This is a genomic window from Pseudomonas sp. ABFPK, assembly GCF_001586765.1.
GTDB classification, from domain to species: domain Bacteria; phylum Pseudomonadota; class Gammaproteobacteria; order Pseudomonadales; family Pseudomonadaceae; genus Aquipseudomonas; species Aquipseudomonas asiatica.
In genome coordinates this window covers 45,832-59,902 of sequence record NZ_LQXW01000011.1, presented here as the reverse complement: position 1 = coordinate 59,902, position 14,071 = coordinate 45,832, and the positions used below count along the sequence as shown (strand labels likewise).

The window sequence follows — 14,071 nt, the reverse complement described above, 5'->3', positions numbered from 1 at the left end:
TGAACGTGGTGCGGTTAGCGCGGTATTGGCGATATCGAGTCTAGTTGGCTTTTTGCCAGCCAATGCAACATCCGGAAGCAAATCCCCCCATGGCGATCTGGCGGGCAGGGCTTAACCTGACGGCTCCCTTGGCCAACGTGGAGACCGTTTGATGAATACCCGGGGATTGCTCGACCAGTTGCTCAAGTCCGGCCAGGACTTGCTCGCCAGCCAGGCCGGCAAGGGCAGCGCTGGCAAGCCAGGCGCCAGTGCCGGCGGCCTTGGCAGCCTGCTTTCCGGTGCCGGTGGCGGCGCCCTGGCGGCGGGCGCCATGGGTTTGCTGCTGGGCAACAAGAAGGCCCGCAAATATGGCGGCAAGGCCCTCACCTATGGCGGCCTGGCCGCGCTCGGCGTGCTGGCCTACAAGGCCTACGGCAACTGGCAGGCGCGCCAGCAGGTGGCCGCCACCGAGCCACAGACCGTCGACCGCCTGCCGCCGGCCCAGGCCGAGCTGCACAGCCAGGCGGTACTGCGGGCGCTGGTGGCGGCGGCCAAGTCAGATGGCCATATCGACGAACGCGAACGTGCGCTTATCGAGGGCGAATTTACCCGCCTGGACAACGACCGCGAGTTGCAGCACTGGCTGCATGCCGAGCTGAACAAGCCGCTGGATCCGGCCGAAGTGGCCCGTGCCGCGCAAACGCCGGAAATGGCCGCCGAGATGTACCTGGCCAGCGTGATGATGGTCGACCAGGAAAACTTCATGGAGCGCGCCTACCTGGACGAACTGGCCCGCCAGCTGCGCCTGGACCCGGCCCTGCGCCAGGAGCTGGAAAGCCAGGCAAGGCTTGCCGCCGGCCAGTGATGGGGCCTGCGTTGCAGCCCATCGCCGGCAAGCCGGCTCCCACAGGGATCACACATGGCCTGAGGTCATGCGGTCGAGGTGGGAGCCTGGCTTGCCGGCGATGGGCCGCACAGCGGCCCCAATGGCGTTGGGCACAAATGACCGGTCTGTCGGCAAGGTTACCTGGTCACCCCACATTTCAGCCGCATGAGCACTGGGCGCCTGGGCTATACTTCGGCGATTTTTCCCGCTCGTTGTGAATTCCTGAGGGCTGAATGTGAAGAACTGGACCTTGCGCCAACGGATCCTGGCAAGTTTCGCCGTGATCATCGCCATCATGCTGCTGATGATCGTGGCCGCCTACTCGCGGTTGGTGACCATCGCATCCGCCGAACAGGCAGTGGGGACCGACAGCATTCCCGGCCTCTACTACAGCTCGATGATCCGCAGTGCCTGGGTCGACGGTTACGTGGCTAGCCAGCAGTTGGTAGGCCTGTCCAACCAGCGTGAATTCACCTCGGCCGATGCGGAACTGTTCAAGAGCTTCCAGGACCGCCTGAAAGAGCACATGGCCAGCTACCAGAGCACCATTCAGGATGATGACGACCAGGCGCGGTTCGACGCCTTCATCCAGATGGAGGTTGCCTACCTCAAGATCATCGAGCAGGTGCTGGAAGCCTACCGAAAGCACGACTATGCCGAAGCCCAGCGGTTGATCACCGATGTGCTGACCCCGGCCTGGGTAGAAGGCCGCAAGCTTCTGAACGAAGTGATCGAGCACAACCGTGCCGCTGCTGACGCCGACACCAACGAGATTGTCGGTGCCGTGAGTACCGCCAAGGGCAGCATGATGGTTTCGCTGCTGCTGGCGATCATCGCCGCCGGTATCTGCGGCCTGTTGCTGATGCGCGCCATCACCGCGCCCATGCAACGCATTGTCCATGCCCTCGACAAACTGCGCTCCGGCGACCTGAGCATGCGCCTGAGCCTGGACCGCAAGGACGAGTTCGGCGCCATTGAAAGCGGCTTCAACGAAATGGCCGAGGCCCTGGCCAACCTGGTGGCCCAGGCCCAGCGTTCGTCGGTGCAGGTGACCACCTCGGTGACCGAAATCGCCGCAACCTCCAAGCAACAGCAGGCCACCGCCACCGAAACGGCTGCCACCACCACCGAAATCGGCGCCACCTCGCGGGAAATCGCCGCCACCTCGCGTGACCTGGTGCGTACCATGACCGAAGTCACCTCGGCCGCCGACCAGGCCTCCAGCCTGGCCGGCTCCGGCCAACAGGGCCTGGCACGCATGGAAGAAACCATGCACCAGGTGATGGGCGCCGCCGACCTGGTCAACGCCAAGCTGGGCATCCTCAACGAAAAGGCCAGCAACATCACCCAGATGGTGGTGACCATCGTCAAGGTTGCCGACCAGACCAACCTGCTGTCACTCAATGCTGCCATCGAAGCGGAAAAGGCCGGCGAGTACGGCCGCGGCTTTGCCGTGGTGGCCACCGAAGTGCGCCGCCTGGCCGACCAGACCGCCGTTGCCACCTACGACATCGAGCAGATGGTGCGCGAGATCCAGTCGGCGGTGTCGGCCGGGGTCATGGGCATGGACAAGTTTTCCGAAGAAGTGCGCCGCGGCATGTTCGAGGTGCAGCAGGTGGGCGAACAGCTCAGCCAGATCATCCACCAGGTGCAGGCTCTGGCGCCGCGCGTGCTGATGGTCAACGAAGGCATGCAGGCCCAGGCCACCGGTGCCGAGCAGATCAACCAGGCGCTGGCCCAGCTCAGCGATGCCAGCACCCAGACCGTCGAGTCGCTGCGCCAGGCCAGTTTCGCCATCGATGAGCTGAGCCAGGTGGCCGCAGGCCTGCGTGGCGGCGTATCGCGCTTCAAAGTCTGACCGCGATGAACGACTTGCAATCGCGCGCCGCGCGGGCGGGCAACGCCAAGGGGGCGTTGTACCTGCAGTTTCGCATTCGGGAGCAACGCTTTGCCCTGAGCGTGCACGAGGTGATCGAGGTGCTGCCGCGCCAGCCGTTGAAACCGATCGCCAAGGCACCTGCCTGGGTCGCAGGTATCCTTGCGCACCGAGGCCTGTTGGTACCAGTGGTCGACCTGGCGGCATTGAGCTTCGGCCAACCGGCAGCGCAGCGCACCAGTACCCGCCTGGTTCTGGTGCACTACCGAGTCGGCCTGCAGCTTGGCCTGATACTGGAGCAGGCCACCGAAACCCTGCGTTGCCACCCCGACGAGTTCCAGCCGTATGGCGTGGACAGCGGCGAGGCCCCGTATCTGGGCCCGGTGCGTCAGGATGAGCAGGGCTTGTTGCAGCGCATCGAAGTCAACGACCTGCTCCCCGATGCCGTGCACGAGTTGCTGTATGCGGGTGATCCGACAGGGATGCCGACATGAACGAACAGCATTTCTTCCGCTACTTGCGCGAGCGCATAGGCCTGGACGTGGAGTCGGTGGGCGCGCCCATGGTCGAGCGTGCGCTGCGCCAGCGTTGCGTGGCCGTGGACGCCGCGGACCTGGATGATTACTGGCTGCATCTGCAGCAGTCGACGGATGAGCAACAGGCGCTGATCGAAGCGGTCATCGTCCCGGAAACCTGGTTCTTCCGTTACCCCGAATCCTTCACCGCCTTGGCCAGCCTGGCGCACAAGCGCCTGGCCGAGCTGGCCGGGGCGCGCCCGCTGCGCTTGCTCAGCCTGCCTTGCTCGACCGGCGAGGAGCCCTATTCGCTGGCCATGGCCTTGCTCGATGCCGGTATCGCGCCGGGGGCGTTCATGATCGACGGCATGGACATCAGCCCCAGTTCCGTGGCCAAGGCCGGGCAGGCCGTGTACGGGCGCAATGCCTTCCGTGGCAGTAACCTGGGCTTTCGCGAGCGTTACTTCGATGCGCTCGACGAAGGCCACCTCCTGCATGAGCGGGTGCGTGACCAAGTCAGCCTACAGGTGGGCAACGTACTCGACCCGGCCCTGGCCAGCCGCGATGGCCTGTACGACTTCGTGTTCTGCCGCAACCTGCTGATCTATTTCGACGTGCCGACCCAGCAACGGGTGTTTGAGGTGCTCAAGCGCTTGCTGCATCCACAGGGCGTGCTGTTCATCGGCCCCGCCGAAGGCAGCTTGCTGGCGCGGTTGGGCATGCGCCCGCTGGGAATTGCCCAGTCGTTCGCCTACGTGCGCCAGGAGGGCGGTAGCGCTGCGCTGGCTACGCCCCCGGTCCAGCCCTTGCGGCGCACATCGCCAGCACCGGCCAAGCCAGGCTATCTGTTACCGAGCGCAGCGTCTTCGCCGCGCCCACTGCGGGTGCTGCCCGTGCCCTCCAAGCCAGCGCCAGCGCGCGAGCACAAGCGCGAGGAGGCAAGCGAGTTGCTGGCCAGCATCGCCCGGCTTGCCGATGCCGGCGCCAGCGAGCAGGCCCGTGCCGAATGCCAGCGCTACCTGGGCCAGTTCGCGCCTTCGGCGCAGGTTTACTACTGGCTGGGGCTGCTCAGCGACACCGAAGGCGATGCGCAGCAGGCTCTGACCCATTATCGCAAAGCCCTGTACCTGGAACCGCAGCACTCCGAGGCGCTGGTACACCTGGCTGCCTTGCTGGCAGCCCAGGGTGACCTGGCCGGTGCCCGGCGCCTGCAGGAGCGCGCCGCACGGGTTGGCAGGGAGTCTGAACGATGAAGGAATCCGCGATGCAATTGCTCGCCGAGGATGACGCGCACATCGACGACTGCTGGAACCGCATTGGCGTGCACGGCGACAAGCAGTGCCCGCTGCTGGAGCGTCACGTTCACTGCCGCAACTGCGAGGTATATGCCGCAGCGGCCACACGCCTGCTCGACCGCTACGCGCTGATGCAGGACCACCAGGCTGCCGCGGCGCCACCGGTCGAGGAGAACACTGGCCGCTCCATGCTGCTGTTCCGCCTTGGCGAAGAATGGCTGGCGCTGCCCACCGCCTGCCTGGCCGAAATTGCCCCGCTGCAGGCGGTGCATTCGCTGCCGCACCAGCGCTCGCGGGTGCTGCAGAGGGTAGCCAACGTACGTGGTGCGCTGGTGCCGTGCCTGTCACTGGCTGACTTGCTGGGTGTGCAGGCCAGCGCTGCCGAGCAACGTGGCGGCCGGGCGATGCCACGCATGCTGATCCTGGCCGCGGAGGGCGGGCCGGTGGTGATGGCGGTCGAGGAAATCGACGGCATTCACCGGCTCGACCCGCTTCTGCTGAACAGCGGGCAGGACGCCTCCCACTTCACCGCAGCGGTCCTGCAATGGCGTGGCCGCAGCGTGCGGGTGCTGGACGATCAACATTTACTGTCTGCCGTGCAGCGGAGCCTGTCATGACCCCAGAGCAAATGCGCGACGCATCGTTGCTCGAACTGTTCAGCCTGGAGGCCGAGGCGCAGACCCAGGTGCTCAGTGCCGGCCTGATGGCGCTGGAGCGTAATCCCACGCAGGCTGACCAGCTTGAGGCTTGCATGCGCGCGGCCCACTCGCTGAAGGGCGCGGCGCGGATCGTCGGAGTGGACGCTGGCGTCAGCGTCGCCCATGTCATGGAGGACTGCCTGGTGGCCGCCCAGGAGGGTCGCCTGCGGCTGAGCGCCGAGCATATCGATGCCCTGTTGCAGGGCACCGACCTGTTGATGCGCATCGCCACGCCTGGCGATGCCGGGGCACAGGCGACCCTGCCGGTGTTCCTTGCGCAAATGGCCAACCTGCTCGACCCGGGGGCGGCAGCCTTGCCCCCCGCGCCGCCAGCCGTGCCAGCGCTGCCGGAAACGCCGGCGCAAACCGTGCAAGCCGAACCTTTGCCGCTGCCCGTCGAACCCTTGGAGCCTGAGCCCGAGCCCGAGCTGGCCCCGCGTCGCAAGGCCGGCAAGCGCACCGGCGAAGGTACGGAGCGGGTGCTGCGGGTCACCGCCGATCGCCTCAACAGCCTGCTCGACCTGTCCAGCAAGTCGCTGGTGGAAACCCAGCGGCTCAAGCCTTACCTGGCCACCCTGCAGCGCCTCAAGCGCATGCACGGCCAGGGCATGCAAGCGCTTGATGGCCTGCGCATGCAACTGGAGGACAGTGGCCAGAGCAGCGAGGTGCTCGAAGCCCTGGCACAGACCCAGCGCCTGCTGGCAGAAACCCAGCAGATCCTGCAGCAGCAGGCTGCCGACCTGGACGAGTTCGGCTGGCAGGCCAGCCAGCGCGCACAACTGCTCTACGACACCGCGCTGGCCTGCCGGATGCGGCCGTTTGCCGATGTGCTGACCGGCCAGAGCCGCATGGTGCGCGACCTTGGCCGTTCGCTGGGCAAACCGGTGCGGCTGCTGGTGGAAGGGGAAAAGACCCAGGTCGACCGTGATGTGCTGGAAAAGCTCGAGGCACCGTTGACCCACCTGTTGCGCAACGCGGTCGACCACGGCATCGAGCTGCCCGAGCGGCGCCTGCTGGCGGGCAAGGCGGAGGAGGGCGTGATCCGCCTGCGGGCCTCGCACCAGGCCGGTATGCTCAGCCTTGAACTGATCGACGACGGTGCCGGCATCGACCTCGAACGCCTGCGCAGCAGCATTGTCGAGCGCGCCCTGTCGCCCGCTGACACGGTGGCGCGCATGAGCGAGGAAGAGTTGCTGACATTCCTGTTCCTGCCCGGTTTCAGCCTGCGCGACAAAGTCACCGAGGTGTCCGGGCGCGGTGTCGGCCTGGATGCGGTGCAGCACATGATCCGGGAGCTGCGCGGTTCGATAGAGCTGACCCAGCTGGCCGGGCAGGGCTGCCGTTTCCATTTGCAGGTGCCACTGACCTTGTCGGTTGTGCGCAGCCTGGTGGTCGAGGTGGGTGGCGAGGCCTATGCCTTCCCGCTCGCTCATATCGAACGCACGCTCGAAGTAAGTGCCGAAGAGATCGTGCAGATCGACGGGCGCCAGCATTTCTGGCACGAAGGCCGACACATAGGCCTGGTCGCGGCCAGCCAACTGCTCAATCGCCCGGCCGGGCAAACGCAGCAGAGCAACCTGCGCGTGGTGGTGATCCGCGAGCGCGAGCAGCTGTACGGGGTGGCCGTGGAGCGACTGGTGGGCGAGCGGGTGCTGGTGGTGATGCCGCTCGACCCACGGCTGGGCAAGGTGCAGGACATCTCTTCCGGCGCCCTGCTCGACGATGGCTCGGTGGTGCTGATCGTCGATGTGGAGGACCTGCTGCGTTCGGTGGAGAAGCTGCTCAGCACCGGCAGCCTGGAACGCATCGACCGCGGCAGCAGCGGCACCCTTGGCGTGGCGCGCCAGCGCATCCTGGTGGTCGATGATTCGCTGACCGTGCGTGAACTGCAGCGCAAGCTGCTCGGCAACCGTGGCTACGACGTGGCCGTTGCGGTGGATGGCATGGACGGCTGGAACGCCTTGCGTGGCGAGGACTTCGACCTGCTGATCACCGACATCGACATGCCACGCATGGACGGCATCGAGCTGGTCACCCTGGTGCGTCGCGACCAGCGCCTGCAATCGCTGCCGGTGATGGTGGTGTCCTACAAGGACCGTGAGGAAGACCGACGGCGGGGCCTGGATGCCGGCGCCGACTACTATTTGGCAAAGGCCAGTTTCCATGACGATGCGTTGCTGGATGCTGTGGTTGAGCTGATCGGAGGTGCTCAGGGATGAAGATCGCCATCGTCAACGACATGCCCATGGCCGTCGAGGCGCTGCGCCGGGCGGTTGCCCTCGAACCGGCGCACCAGGTGGTGTGGGTGGCCAGTAATGGCGCCGAGGCGGTGCAGCGCTGCACCGAGCAGCAGCCAGACCTGATCCTAATGGACCTGATCATGCCGGTCATGGATGGCGTCGAGGCCACCAGGCGGATCATGGCCGAAACCCCTTGCGCCATCGTCATCGTCACGGTCGATCGCAAGCAGAACGTGCACCGGGTATTCGAGGCCATGGGCCACGGCGCCCTCGACGTGGTCGACACGCCGGCGCTGGGGGCGGGCGATCCCCGTGAAGCGGCAGCGCCACTGCTGCGCAAGATCCTCAACATAAGCTGGTTGATTGGTCAGCAGCGCGCACCGGCCGCACGCCCGGTCGCCGCACCCGTGCGGGCGGCGTCACAGCACCGCGGGCTGGTTGCGATCGGTTCGTCCGCTGGCGGCCCGGCGGCCCTCGAAGTACTGCTCAAGGGCCTGCCGGCGGCGTTTCCGGCGGCCATCGTGCTGGTCCAGCATGTGGACCAGGTATTTGCCGCGGGCATGGCAGAATGGCTCAGCAGCGCCGCCGGCTTGCCGGTGCGCCTGGCCCGTGAGGGCGAGCCACCACAGCCGGGGCAGGTATTGCTGGCCGGCACCAATCACCACATCCGCCTGCTACAGAACGGCCAACTGGCCTACACTGCCGAACCTGTCAATGAAATCTACCGGCCCTCGATCGATGTGTTCTTCGAGAGTGTGGCGCGCTATTGGACCGGCGATGCGGTGGGTGTGTTGCTTACCGGCATGGGCCGCGATGGTGCCCAGGGCCTGAAGCTGATGCGCCAGCAGGGTTTCCTGACCATTGCCCAGGACCAGGCCAGCAGCGCGGTATACGGGATGCCCAAGGCCGCTGCGGCCATCGATGCCGCAGTGGAGATCCGCCCGCTGGAACGCATAGCCGGGCGCTTGATGGAATTTTTCGCAAAATGACGAAGTGTATTGAATCACGCCGCCAGGCCGGCAGTGATCGGGTGAACAGGTATGAATGATTTACCGATCGAAGGTTTCACGACCCCCAACGAGAACTCGGCGATGGTGCTGCTGGTCGACGACCAGGCCATGATCGGCGAGGCGGTGCGGCGTGGCCTGGCCAACGAAGAGAACATCGACTTCCACTTCTGCGCCGATCCCCACCAGGCAGTGGCCCAGGCCGTGCGAATCAAGCCTACGGTGATCCTCCAGGACCTGATCATGCCTGGCCTGGACGGGCTGACCCTGGTGCGTGAATACCGCAACAACCCGGCTACCCAGGATATCCCGATCATCGTCCTGTCGACCAAGGAGGACCCGCTGGTCAAGAGCGCAGCCTTTGCTGCCGGGGCCAACGATTACCTGGTCAAGCTGCCGGATACCATCGAGCTGGTGGCGCGCATCCGCTATCACTCGCGTTCCTACCTTACCCTGTTGCAGCGCGACGAGGCCTACCGTGCTTTGCGCGTCAGCCAGCAGCAACTGCTCGATACCAACCTGATGCTGCAGCGGCTGATGAATTCCGATGGCCTGACCGGGTTGTCCAACCGCCGCCACTTCGACGAGTACCTGGAACTGGAATGGCGCCGGGCCATGCGTGAGCAGCAGCAGTTGTCGCTGCTGATGATCGACGTGGATTACTTCAAGGCCTACAACGACAGCTTTGGCCACCTGGCCGGTGACGAGGCCTTGCGCCAGGTGGCGGAGGCGATCCGCGGCTCGTGCTCGCGGCCGACCGACCTGCCGGCGCGCTATGGCGGCGAGGAATTCGTCCTGGTATTGCCCAACACCTCGCCGGGTGGGGCACGCCTGGTGGCCGAGAAGCTGCGTCAGACCGTGCTCGGCCTGGGCATCCCGCACACCGCGCCGGTGCCCGACTCGTATCTGACCGTGAGCATTGGCCTGGCCACCCAGACTCCGTCCATCGGCAGCCATAGCCGGCAACTGATCTCGGCTGCGGACAAAGGCCTGTACCAGGCCAAGAATGGCGGGCGCAACCAGGTTGGCATCGCCTGACAGGGCCTCATCGCCGGCAAGCCAGCTCCCTCAGGTACAGCGCATGCCTGAGCACTGCGCTGTACCTGTGGGAGCTGGCTTGCCGGCGATAGGCCGGGGCAGGCGTTCACCTCTTTCTGCCGACACCACTTCTACCGCCCGGCGGGTCTGCCGCCCTGCGGCGGACTCGGTTATACTCGCAGGCTTTTCACCGAATTCGTGCGAGTAGCCAGCCCATGGAAATCCAACCGATCCTGAACACCATCAAGGACCTCACCGAGCGCTCCCAGTCCATTCGGGGGTATCTTTGACTACGATCACAAGCATGACCGCCTGATCGAAGTCAACCGCGAGCTGGAAGACCCCAACGTCTGGAACAAGCCCGAGTACGCCCAGGCCCTGGGCCGCGAGCGTGCCATGCTGGCACAGGTTGTCGAGACCCTGGACAAGCTGTCCGGCGGCCTGGCGGACTGCCAGGACCTGCTCGACATGGCCGTCGAGGAAAATGACGAAGGCGCCGTCGGCGACGTCGTGACCGAGCTGGAAGGCCTGGAAGAAAAACTGGCCCAACTCGAGTTCCGTCGCATGTTCAGCGGCGAAATGGACATGAACAACGCCTACCTGGATATCCAGGCCGGCTCCGGTGGTACCGAGGCGCAGGACTGGGCCAACATCCTGCTGCGCATGTACCTGCGCTGGGCCGACAAGCGTGGTTTCGATGCCACCATCATCGAGCTTTCCGAAGGTGAAGTCGCCGGCATCAAGGGCGCCACCGTGCATATCAAGGGCGAGTACGCCTTCGGCTGGCTGCGCACCGAGATCGGCGTGCACCGCCTGGTGCGCAAGAGCCCGTTCGACTCCGGTGCCCGTCGCCACACCTCGTTCTCGGCGGTGTTCGTGTCGCCCGAGATCGACGACAAGGTCGAGATCGAGATCAACCCGGCCGACCTGCGTATCGACACCTATCGTTCCTCCGGTGCCGGTGGTCAGCACGTGAACACCACCGACTCGGCGGTGCGTATTACCCACGTACCGACCAACACCGTGGTGGCCTGCCAGAACGAACGCTCCCAGCACGCCAACAAGGACACCGCCATGAAAATGCTGCGGGCCAAGTTGTACGAACTGGAAATGCAGAAGCGCAACGCCGCCTCGCAGGCGCTGGAAGATAGCAAGTCGGACATCGGCTGGGGCCACCAGATCCGCTCCTACGTGCTGGATGACTCGCGTATCAAGGACCTGCGTACTGGTGTAGAGCGCAGCGACTGCCAGAAGGTATTGGACGGCGACCTCGACCAGTACCTGGAAGCGAGCCTCAAGCAAGGGCTGTAAATCGCACACAACCGCCGCGGTACCTGGCATGGGCCGGTACCGCGTGCCCTGCCCGAAAGGGGCACCGAACACCTGATGGAAAGAATGACGAAATGAGCGACCTCAAGACCGAAGCGCAAGACCTGCAACAGGAAGAAAACGCCCTGATCGCCCTGCGCAAGGAAAAGCTTGCCGCCGAGCGCGCCAAGGGCAATGCCTTCCCCAATGACTTCCGTCGCGACAGCTACTGCAACGACCTGCAGAAGCAGTATGCGGACAAGACCAAGGAAGAACTGGAAGCTGCAGCGATTCCGGTCAAGGTTGCCGGCCGCATCATGCTCAACCGCGGCTCGTTCATGGTCATTCAGGACATGACCGGCCGTATCCAGGTCTACGTCAACCGCAAGACCCTGCCGGAAGAAACCCTGGCCGCGGTCAAGACCTGGGACCTGGGCGACATCATCAGCGCCGAAGGTACCCTGGCCCGTTCCGGCAAGGGTGACCTGTACGTCGAAATGACCAACGTGCGCCTGCTGACCAAGTCGCTGCGCCCGCTGCCCGACAAGCACCACGGCCTGACCGACACCGAGCAGCGCTACCGCCAGCGTTACGTCGACCTGATGGTCAATGAAGAAACCCGCCACACCTTCCGTGTGCGTTCGCAGGTGATCTCGCACATCCGCAAGTTCCTCATCGAGCGCGACTTCCTCGAAGTCGAGACGCCGATGCTGCAAACCATCCCGGGCGGTGCCGCAGCCAAGCCGTTCGAAACCCACCACAACGCCCTGGACATGGCCATGTTCCTGCGCATCGCGCCGGAGCTGTACCTCAAGCGCCTGGTGGTTGGTGGCTTCGAGAAGGTGTTCGAGATCAACCGCAACTTCCGTAACGAAGGCGTTTCGACTCGTCACAACCCTGAATTCACCATGCTCGAGTTCTACCAGGCCTACGCCGACTACCGCGACAACATGGACCTCACCGAGGAACTGTTCCGCGAGCTGGCGCAGCTGGTACTGGGCACTACCGACGTGCCGTACGGCGACAAGGTGTTCCACTTCGGCGAGCCGTTCGCCCGCCTGTCGGTATTCGACTCGATCCTCAAGTACAACCCGGAGCTGACCGCTGCCGACCTGCAGGACGTCGACCGCGCCCGCGACATCGCCAAAAAGGCCGGTGCCAAGGTGCTGGGCCACGAGGGCCTGGGCAAGCTGCAGGTGATGATTTTCGAAGAGCTGGTCGAGCACAAACTGGAGCAGCCGCACTTCATCACCGAGTACCCGTTCGAAGTATCGCCGCTGGCCCGTCGCAACGACGACAACCCGGCTGTTACCGACCGTTTCGAACTGTTCATCGGTGGCCGCGAGATCGCCAACGCCTACTCCGAGCTCAACGATGCCGAAGACCAGGCCGAACGCTTCCTGGCCCAGGTGGCCGAGAAGGATGCCGGTGACGACGAAGCCATGCACTACGACGCCGACTTCGTTCGCGCACTGGAGTACGGCATGCCGCCGACTGCAGGTGAAGGTATCGGTATCGACCGCCTGGTGATGCTGCTGACCAACTCGCCGTCGATCCGCGACGTGATCCTGTTCCCGCACATGCGTCCGCAGGCCTGAGTGAATTGAACGAGCCGCCTTTCGAGGCGGCTTTTTCTTGCCTGAAGCTTTATGTTGTCAGTACCGGCCTCTTCGCGGCTAAAGCCGCTCCCACAGGGATCCCACTACCCTCAGGCTGGTGCGGTCCCTGTGGGAGCGGCTTTAGCCGCGAAGAGGCCGGCACTGACGAAACACTGTCCATGAGGTACCCCCTGTGACACCCGCAATGCCTCACCAGGGCGCCGCCGGCATCGCCACCGCCGTCGCCGAAAGCGTGCAATACCAAGGCCGCAAGACTGCCCGCCAGGGCAGCGAGCAGCGTCGCCAACTTATCCTCGACGCCGCCATGCGCATCGTCGTGCGCGATGGCGTACGCGGTGTGCGCCATCGCGCCGTCGCCGCCGAGGCCGGTGTGCCATTGTCGGCCACCACCTACTACTTCAAGGATATCGAGGACCTGCTCACCGATACCTTTGCCCAGTACGTCGAACGCAGCGCCGCCTACATGGCCAAGCTGTGGGCCAATACCGAGGTGGTGTTGCGCCAGTTGCTGGCCCAGGGTGACGGCAGCCCGCAGGCGCGGGCACGTCTGGCTGACGAGGTAGCACGCATGACTGCCGACTACGTGCAGCGACAGTTGCTGACCCGCCGTGATTTTCTGATGGCCGAGCAGGCCTTCCGCCAGGAGGCGCTGCTGTGCCCGCGCCTGGCTCAACTGGTGTGCGCCCATGAACAGATCCTGCTGCATGGCACCCGCCAATTGCTGCAGGTGGTGGGCTCGCAGCAACCGGAACAGGACGCCCAAATGTTGACGGCGATTATCGAGCAGATGGAATATCAGGGCCTGCTCAAGGATGCGAACGCGCAAGCCGATGGGCAGATGCTCGCTATGCTTAGCCGATACCTGCAGCTGGTGCTGGCATCGGCCTGAGCCGAGACCGACTTTTCAAGGAGAACCTGATGAAAGCCTGGCGTGTGGTGTTGTTGACTTTGTCATTCCTGCTGCTGGGCGGTTGTCTGGTGACCTTCCACGAGCCGTTGCCGAGCAACCAGGCGGCGCCCAAGGCCCTGCTCGGCAAGTGGAGCAGCAAGGACGCCTGGGGCGAGCCGCTGAAGCTGGTGATCAGCCGTAGCGGCGGCGATGCCTACAAGGCGGTGGCCACGGCCAAGGGCAAGGCCCCTGAGGAATACGTGTTCACCGTGTCGCGCCACGGTAACCGCTGGTACCTGTCGGCTGGCGTGCCGAAGCGCCTGGGTGGCAACTTCCTGATCGGCGGTTTCGATATCGTCGATGGCAAGGAACTGGTGGTCTACAACCTGGATGTCGAGCAGGTGCAGCAGGCGGTGGACAAGAAGGAGCTGACCGGGCGCAGCACCGAAGTGCCGGAAGACAACGGCGACGGCGTGCTGATCGACAGCCCGTCGGCGCGGGTGCTGGCGTACCTGGACGACCCGGCCAACTCCGACCTGTTCGTTGAAGTGGCGCGGTTCCAGCGCTCCGGCAAGTAATTACCTGTGCCGGCCCAGGTCCCCTGTAGGAGCAGCCTTGTGCTGCGAAGAGGCCAGTAGGGCAAACCATTTCAGTTGCCGCTAATGACCTCTTCGCAGCACAAGGCTGCTCCTACAGGAACCGAGGCCGGTACAGGCAAAGC

At 64.8% G+C, this 14,071-nt stretch carries 12 protein-coding genes; all 12 read left to right on the top strand.

Annotated features, from left to right (window positions below):
• Positions 1 to 151: 151 nt before the first annotated feature.
• The 12 genes from WM94_RS08950 (at position 152) to WM94_RS08895 (ending at position 13,928) form a co-directional block, all read left to right on the top strand.
• Entirely contained in the window at positions 152 to 844 is a 693-nt protein-coding gene (locus tag WM94_RS08950; protein WP_061551002.1) for a tellurite resistance TerB family protein, read from the top strand.
• Between the two features lie 256 nt (positions 845 to 1,100).
• Complete coding sequence (locus WM94_RS08945; protein WP_061551001.1) at positions 1,101 to 2,723, top strand: methyl-accepting chemotaxis protein; 1,623 nt, start codon at positions 1,101 to 1,103, stop codon at positions 2,721 to 2,723.
• 5 nt (positions 2,724 to 2,728) lie between these two features.
• Positions 2,729 to 3,235, top strand: a complete 507-nt coding sequence (locus WM94_RS08940; RefSeq protein ID WP_039612801.1) for a chemotaxis protein CheW — start codon at positions 2,729 to 2,731, stop codon at positions 3,233 to 3,235.
• Positions 3,232 to 4,509 (top strand): protein-glutamate O-methyltransferase CheR, encoded by a 1,278-nt coding sequence (locus WM94_RS08935; RefSeq protein ID WP_061551000.1) that lies wholly within the window; start codon positions 3,232 to 3,234, stop codon positions 4,507 to 4,509. The genes WM94_RS08940 and WM94_RS08935 overlap by 4 nt, the downstream gene beginning before the upstream one ends.
• Positions 4,506 to 5,168, top strand: coding sequence for a chemotaxis protein CheW (locus WM94_RS08930; protein WP_061550999.1), 663 nt, complete (start codon positions 4,506 to 4,508; stop codon positions 5,166 to 5,168). Before WM94_RS08935 ends, WM94_RS08930 begins: the two co-directional genes overlap by 4 nt.
• Positions 5,165 to 7,468 carry a hybrid sensor histidine kinase/response regulator gene (locus WM94_RS08925; protein ID WP_061550998.1) on the top strand — a complete coding sequence of 768 codons (2,304 nt, stop codon included), beginning with the start codon at positions 5,165 to 5,167 and terminating at the stop codon, positions 7,466 to 7,468. The genes WM94_RS08930 and WM94_RS08925 overlap by 4 nt, the downstream gene beginning before the upstream one ends.
• Positions 7,465 to 8,478: a Wsp signal transduction system protein-glutamate methylesterase WspF gene (gene wspF / locus WM94_RS08920; RefSeq protein WP_013971215.1), complete on the top strand. Its 1,014-nt coding sequence runs from the start codon at positions 7,465 to 7,467 to the stop codon at positions 8,476 to 8,478. Before WM94_RS08925 ends, wspF begins: the two co-directional genes overlap by 4 nt.
• A gap of 51 nt (positions 8,479 to 8,529) precedes the next feature.
• Positions 8,530 to 9,534: a Wsp signal transduction system regulator diguanylate cyclase WspR gene (gene wspR, locus WM94_RS08915; RefSeq protein WP_003258607.1), complete on the top strand. Its 1,005-nt coding sequence runs from the start codon at positions 8,530 to 8,532 to the stop codon at positions 9,532 to 9,534.
• A gap of 215 nt (positions 9,535 to 9,749) precedes the next feature.
• A protein-coding gene (gene prfB / locus WM94_RS30070) for a peptide chain release factor 2 (RefSeq protein WP_108480361.1) occupies positions 9,750 to 10,845 on the top strand; the annotation gives its coding sequence in 2 pieces (ribosomal slippage) (positions 9,750 to 9,821 and positions 9,823 to 10,845; 1,095 coding nt in all).
• 92 nt (positions 10,846 to 10,937) lie between these two features.
• Positions 10,938 to 12,440, top strand: coding sequence for a lysine--tRNA ligase (gene lysS / locus WM94_RS08905; protein WP_013971217.1), 1,503 nt, complete (start codon positions 10,938 to 10,940; stop codon positions 12,438 to 12,440).
• 205 nt (positions 12,441 to 12,645) lie between these two features.
• Positions 12,646 to 13,350, top strand: coding sequence for a TetR/AcrR family transcriptional regulator (locus WM94_RS08900; protein ID WP_061550997.1), 705 nt, complete (start codon positions 12,646 to 12,648; stop codon positions 13,348 to 13,350).
• A 29-nt stretch (positions 13,351 to 13,379) separates the two neighbouring features.
• Positions 13,380 to 13,928 (top strand): hypothetical protein, encoded by a 549-nt coding sequence (locus tag WM94_RS08895; RefSeq protein WP_003258915.1) that lies wholly within the window; start codon positions 13,380 to 13,382, stop codon positions 13,926 to 13,928.
• Positions 13,929 to 14,071: the final 143 nt, after the last annotated feature.

What these genes read in the sequence shown, in the direction of transcription:
- WM94_RS08925 (WP_061550998.1), top strand. Translation starts at nt 5,165, where the DNA reads ATGACCCCAGAGCAAATGCGCGACGCATCGTTGCTCGAACTGTTCAGC.
- WM94_RS08950 (WP_061551002.1), top strand. Translation starts at nt 152, where the DNA reads ATGAATACCCGGGGATTGCTCGACCAGTTGCTCAAGTCCGGCCAGGAC.
- WM94_RS08930 (WP_061550999.1), top strand. Translation starts at nt 4,506, where the DNA reads ATGAAGGAATCCGCGATGCAATTGCTCGCCGAGGATGACGCGCACATC.
- WM94_RS08935 (WP_061551000.1), top strand. Translation starts at nt 3,232, where the DNA reads ATGAACGAACAGCATTTCTTCCGCTACTTGCGCGAGCGCATAGGCCTG.
- lysS (WP_013971217.1), top strand. Translation starts at nt 10,938, where the DNA reads ATGAGCGACCTCAAGACCGAAGCGCAAGACCTGCAACAGGAAGAAAAC.
- wspR (WP_003258607.1), top strand. Translation starts at nt 8,530, where the DNA reads ATGAATGATTTACCGATCGAAGGTTTCACGACCCCCAACGAGAACTCG.
- WM94_RS08940 (WP_039612801.1), top strand. Translation starts at nt 2,729, where the DNA reads ATGAACGACTTGCAATCGCGCGCCGCGCGGGCGGGCAACGCCAAGGGG.
- wspF (WP_013971215.1), top strand. Translation starts at nt 7,465, where the DNA reads ATGAAGATCGCCATCGTCAACGACATGCCCATGGCCGTCGAGGCGCTG.
- WM94_RS08900 (WP_061550997.1), top strand. Translation starts at nt 12,646, where the DNA reads ATGCCTCACCAGGGCGCCGCCGGCATCGCCACCGCCGTCGCCGAAAGC.
- WM94_RS08895 (WP_003258915.1), top strand. Translation starts at nt 13,380, where the DNA reads ATGAAAGCCTGGCGTGTGGTGTTGTTGACTTTGTCATTCCTGCTGCTG.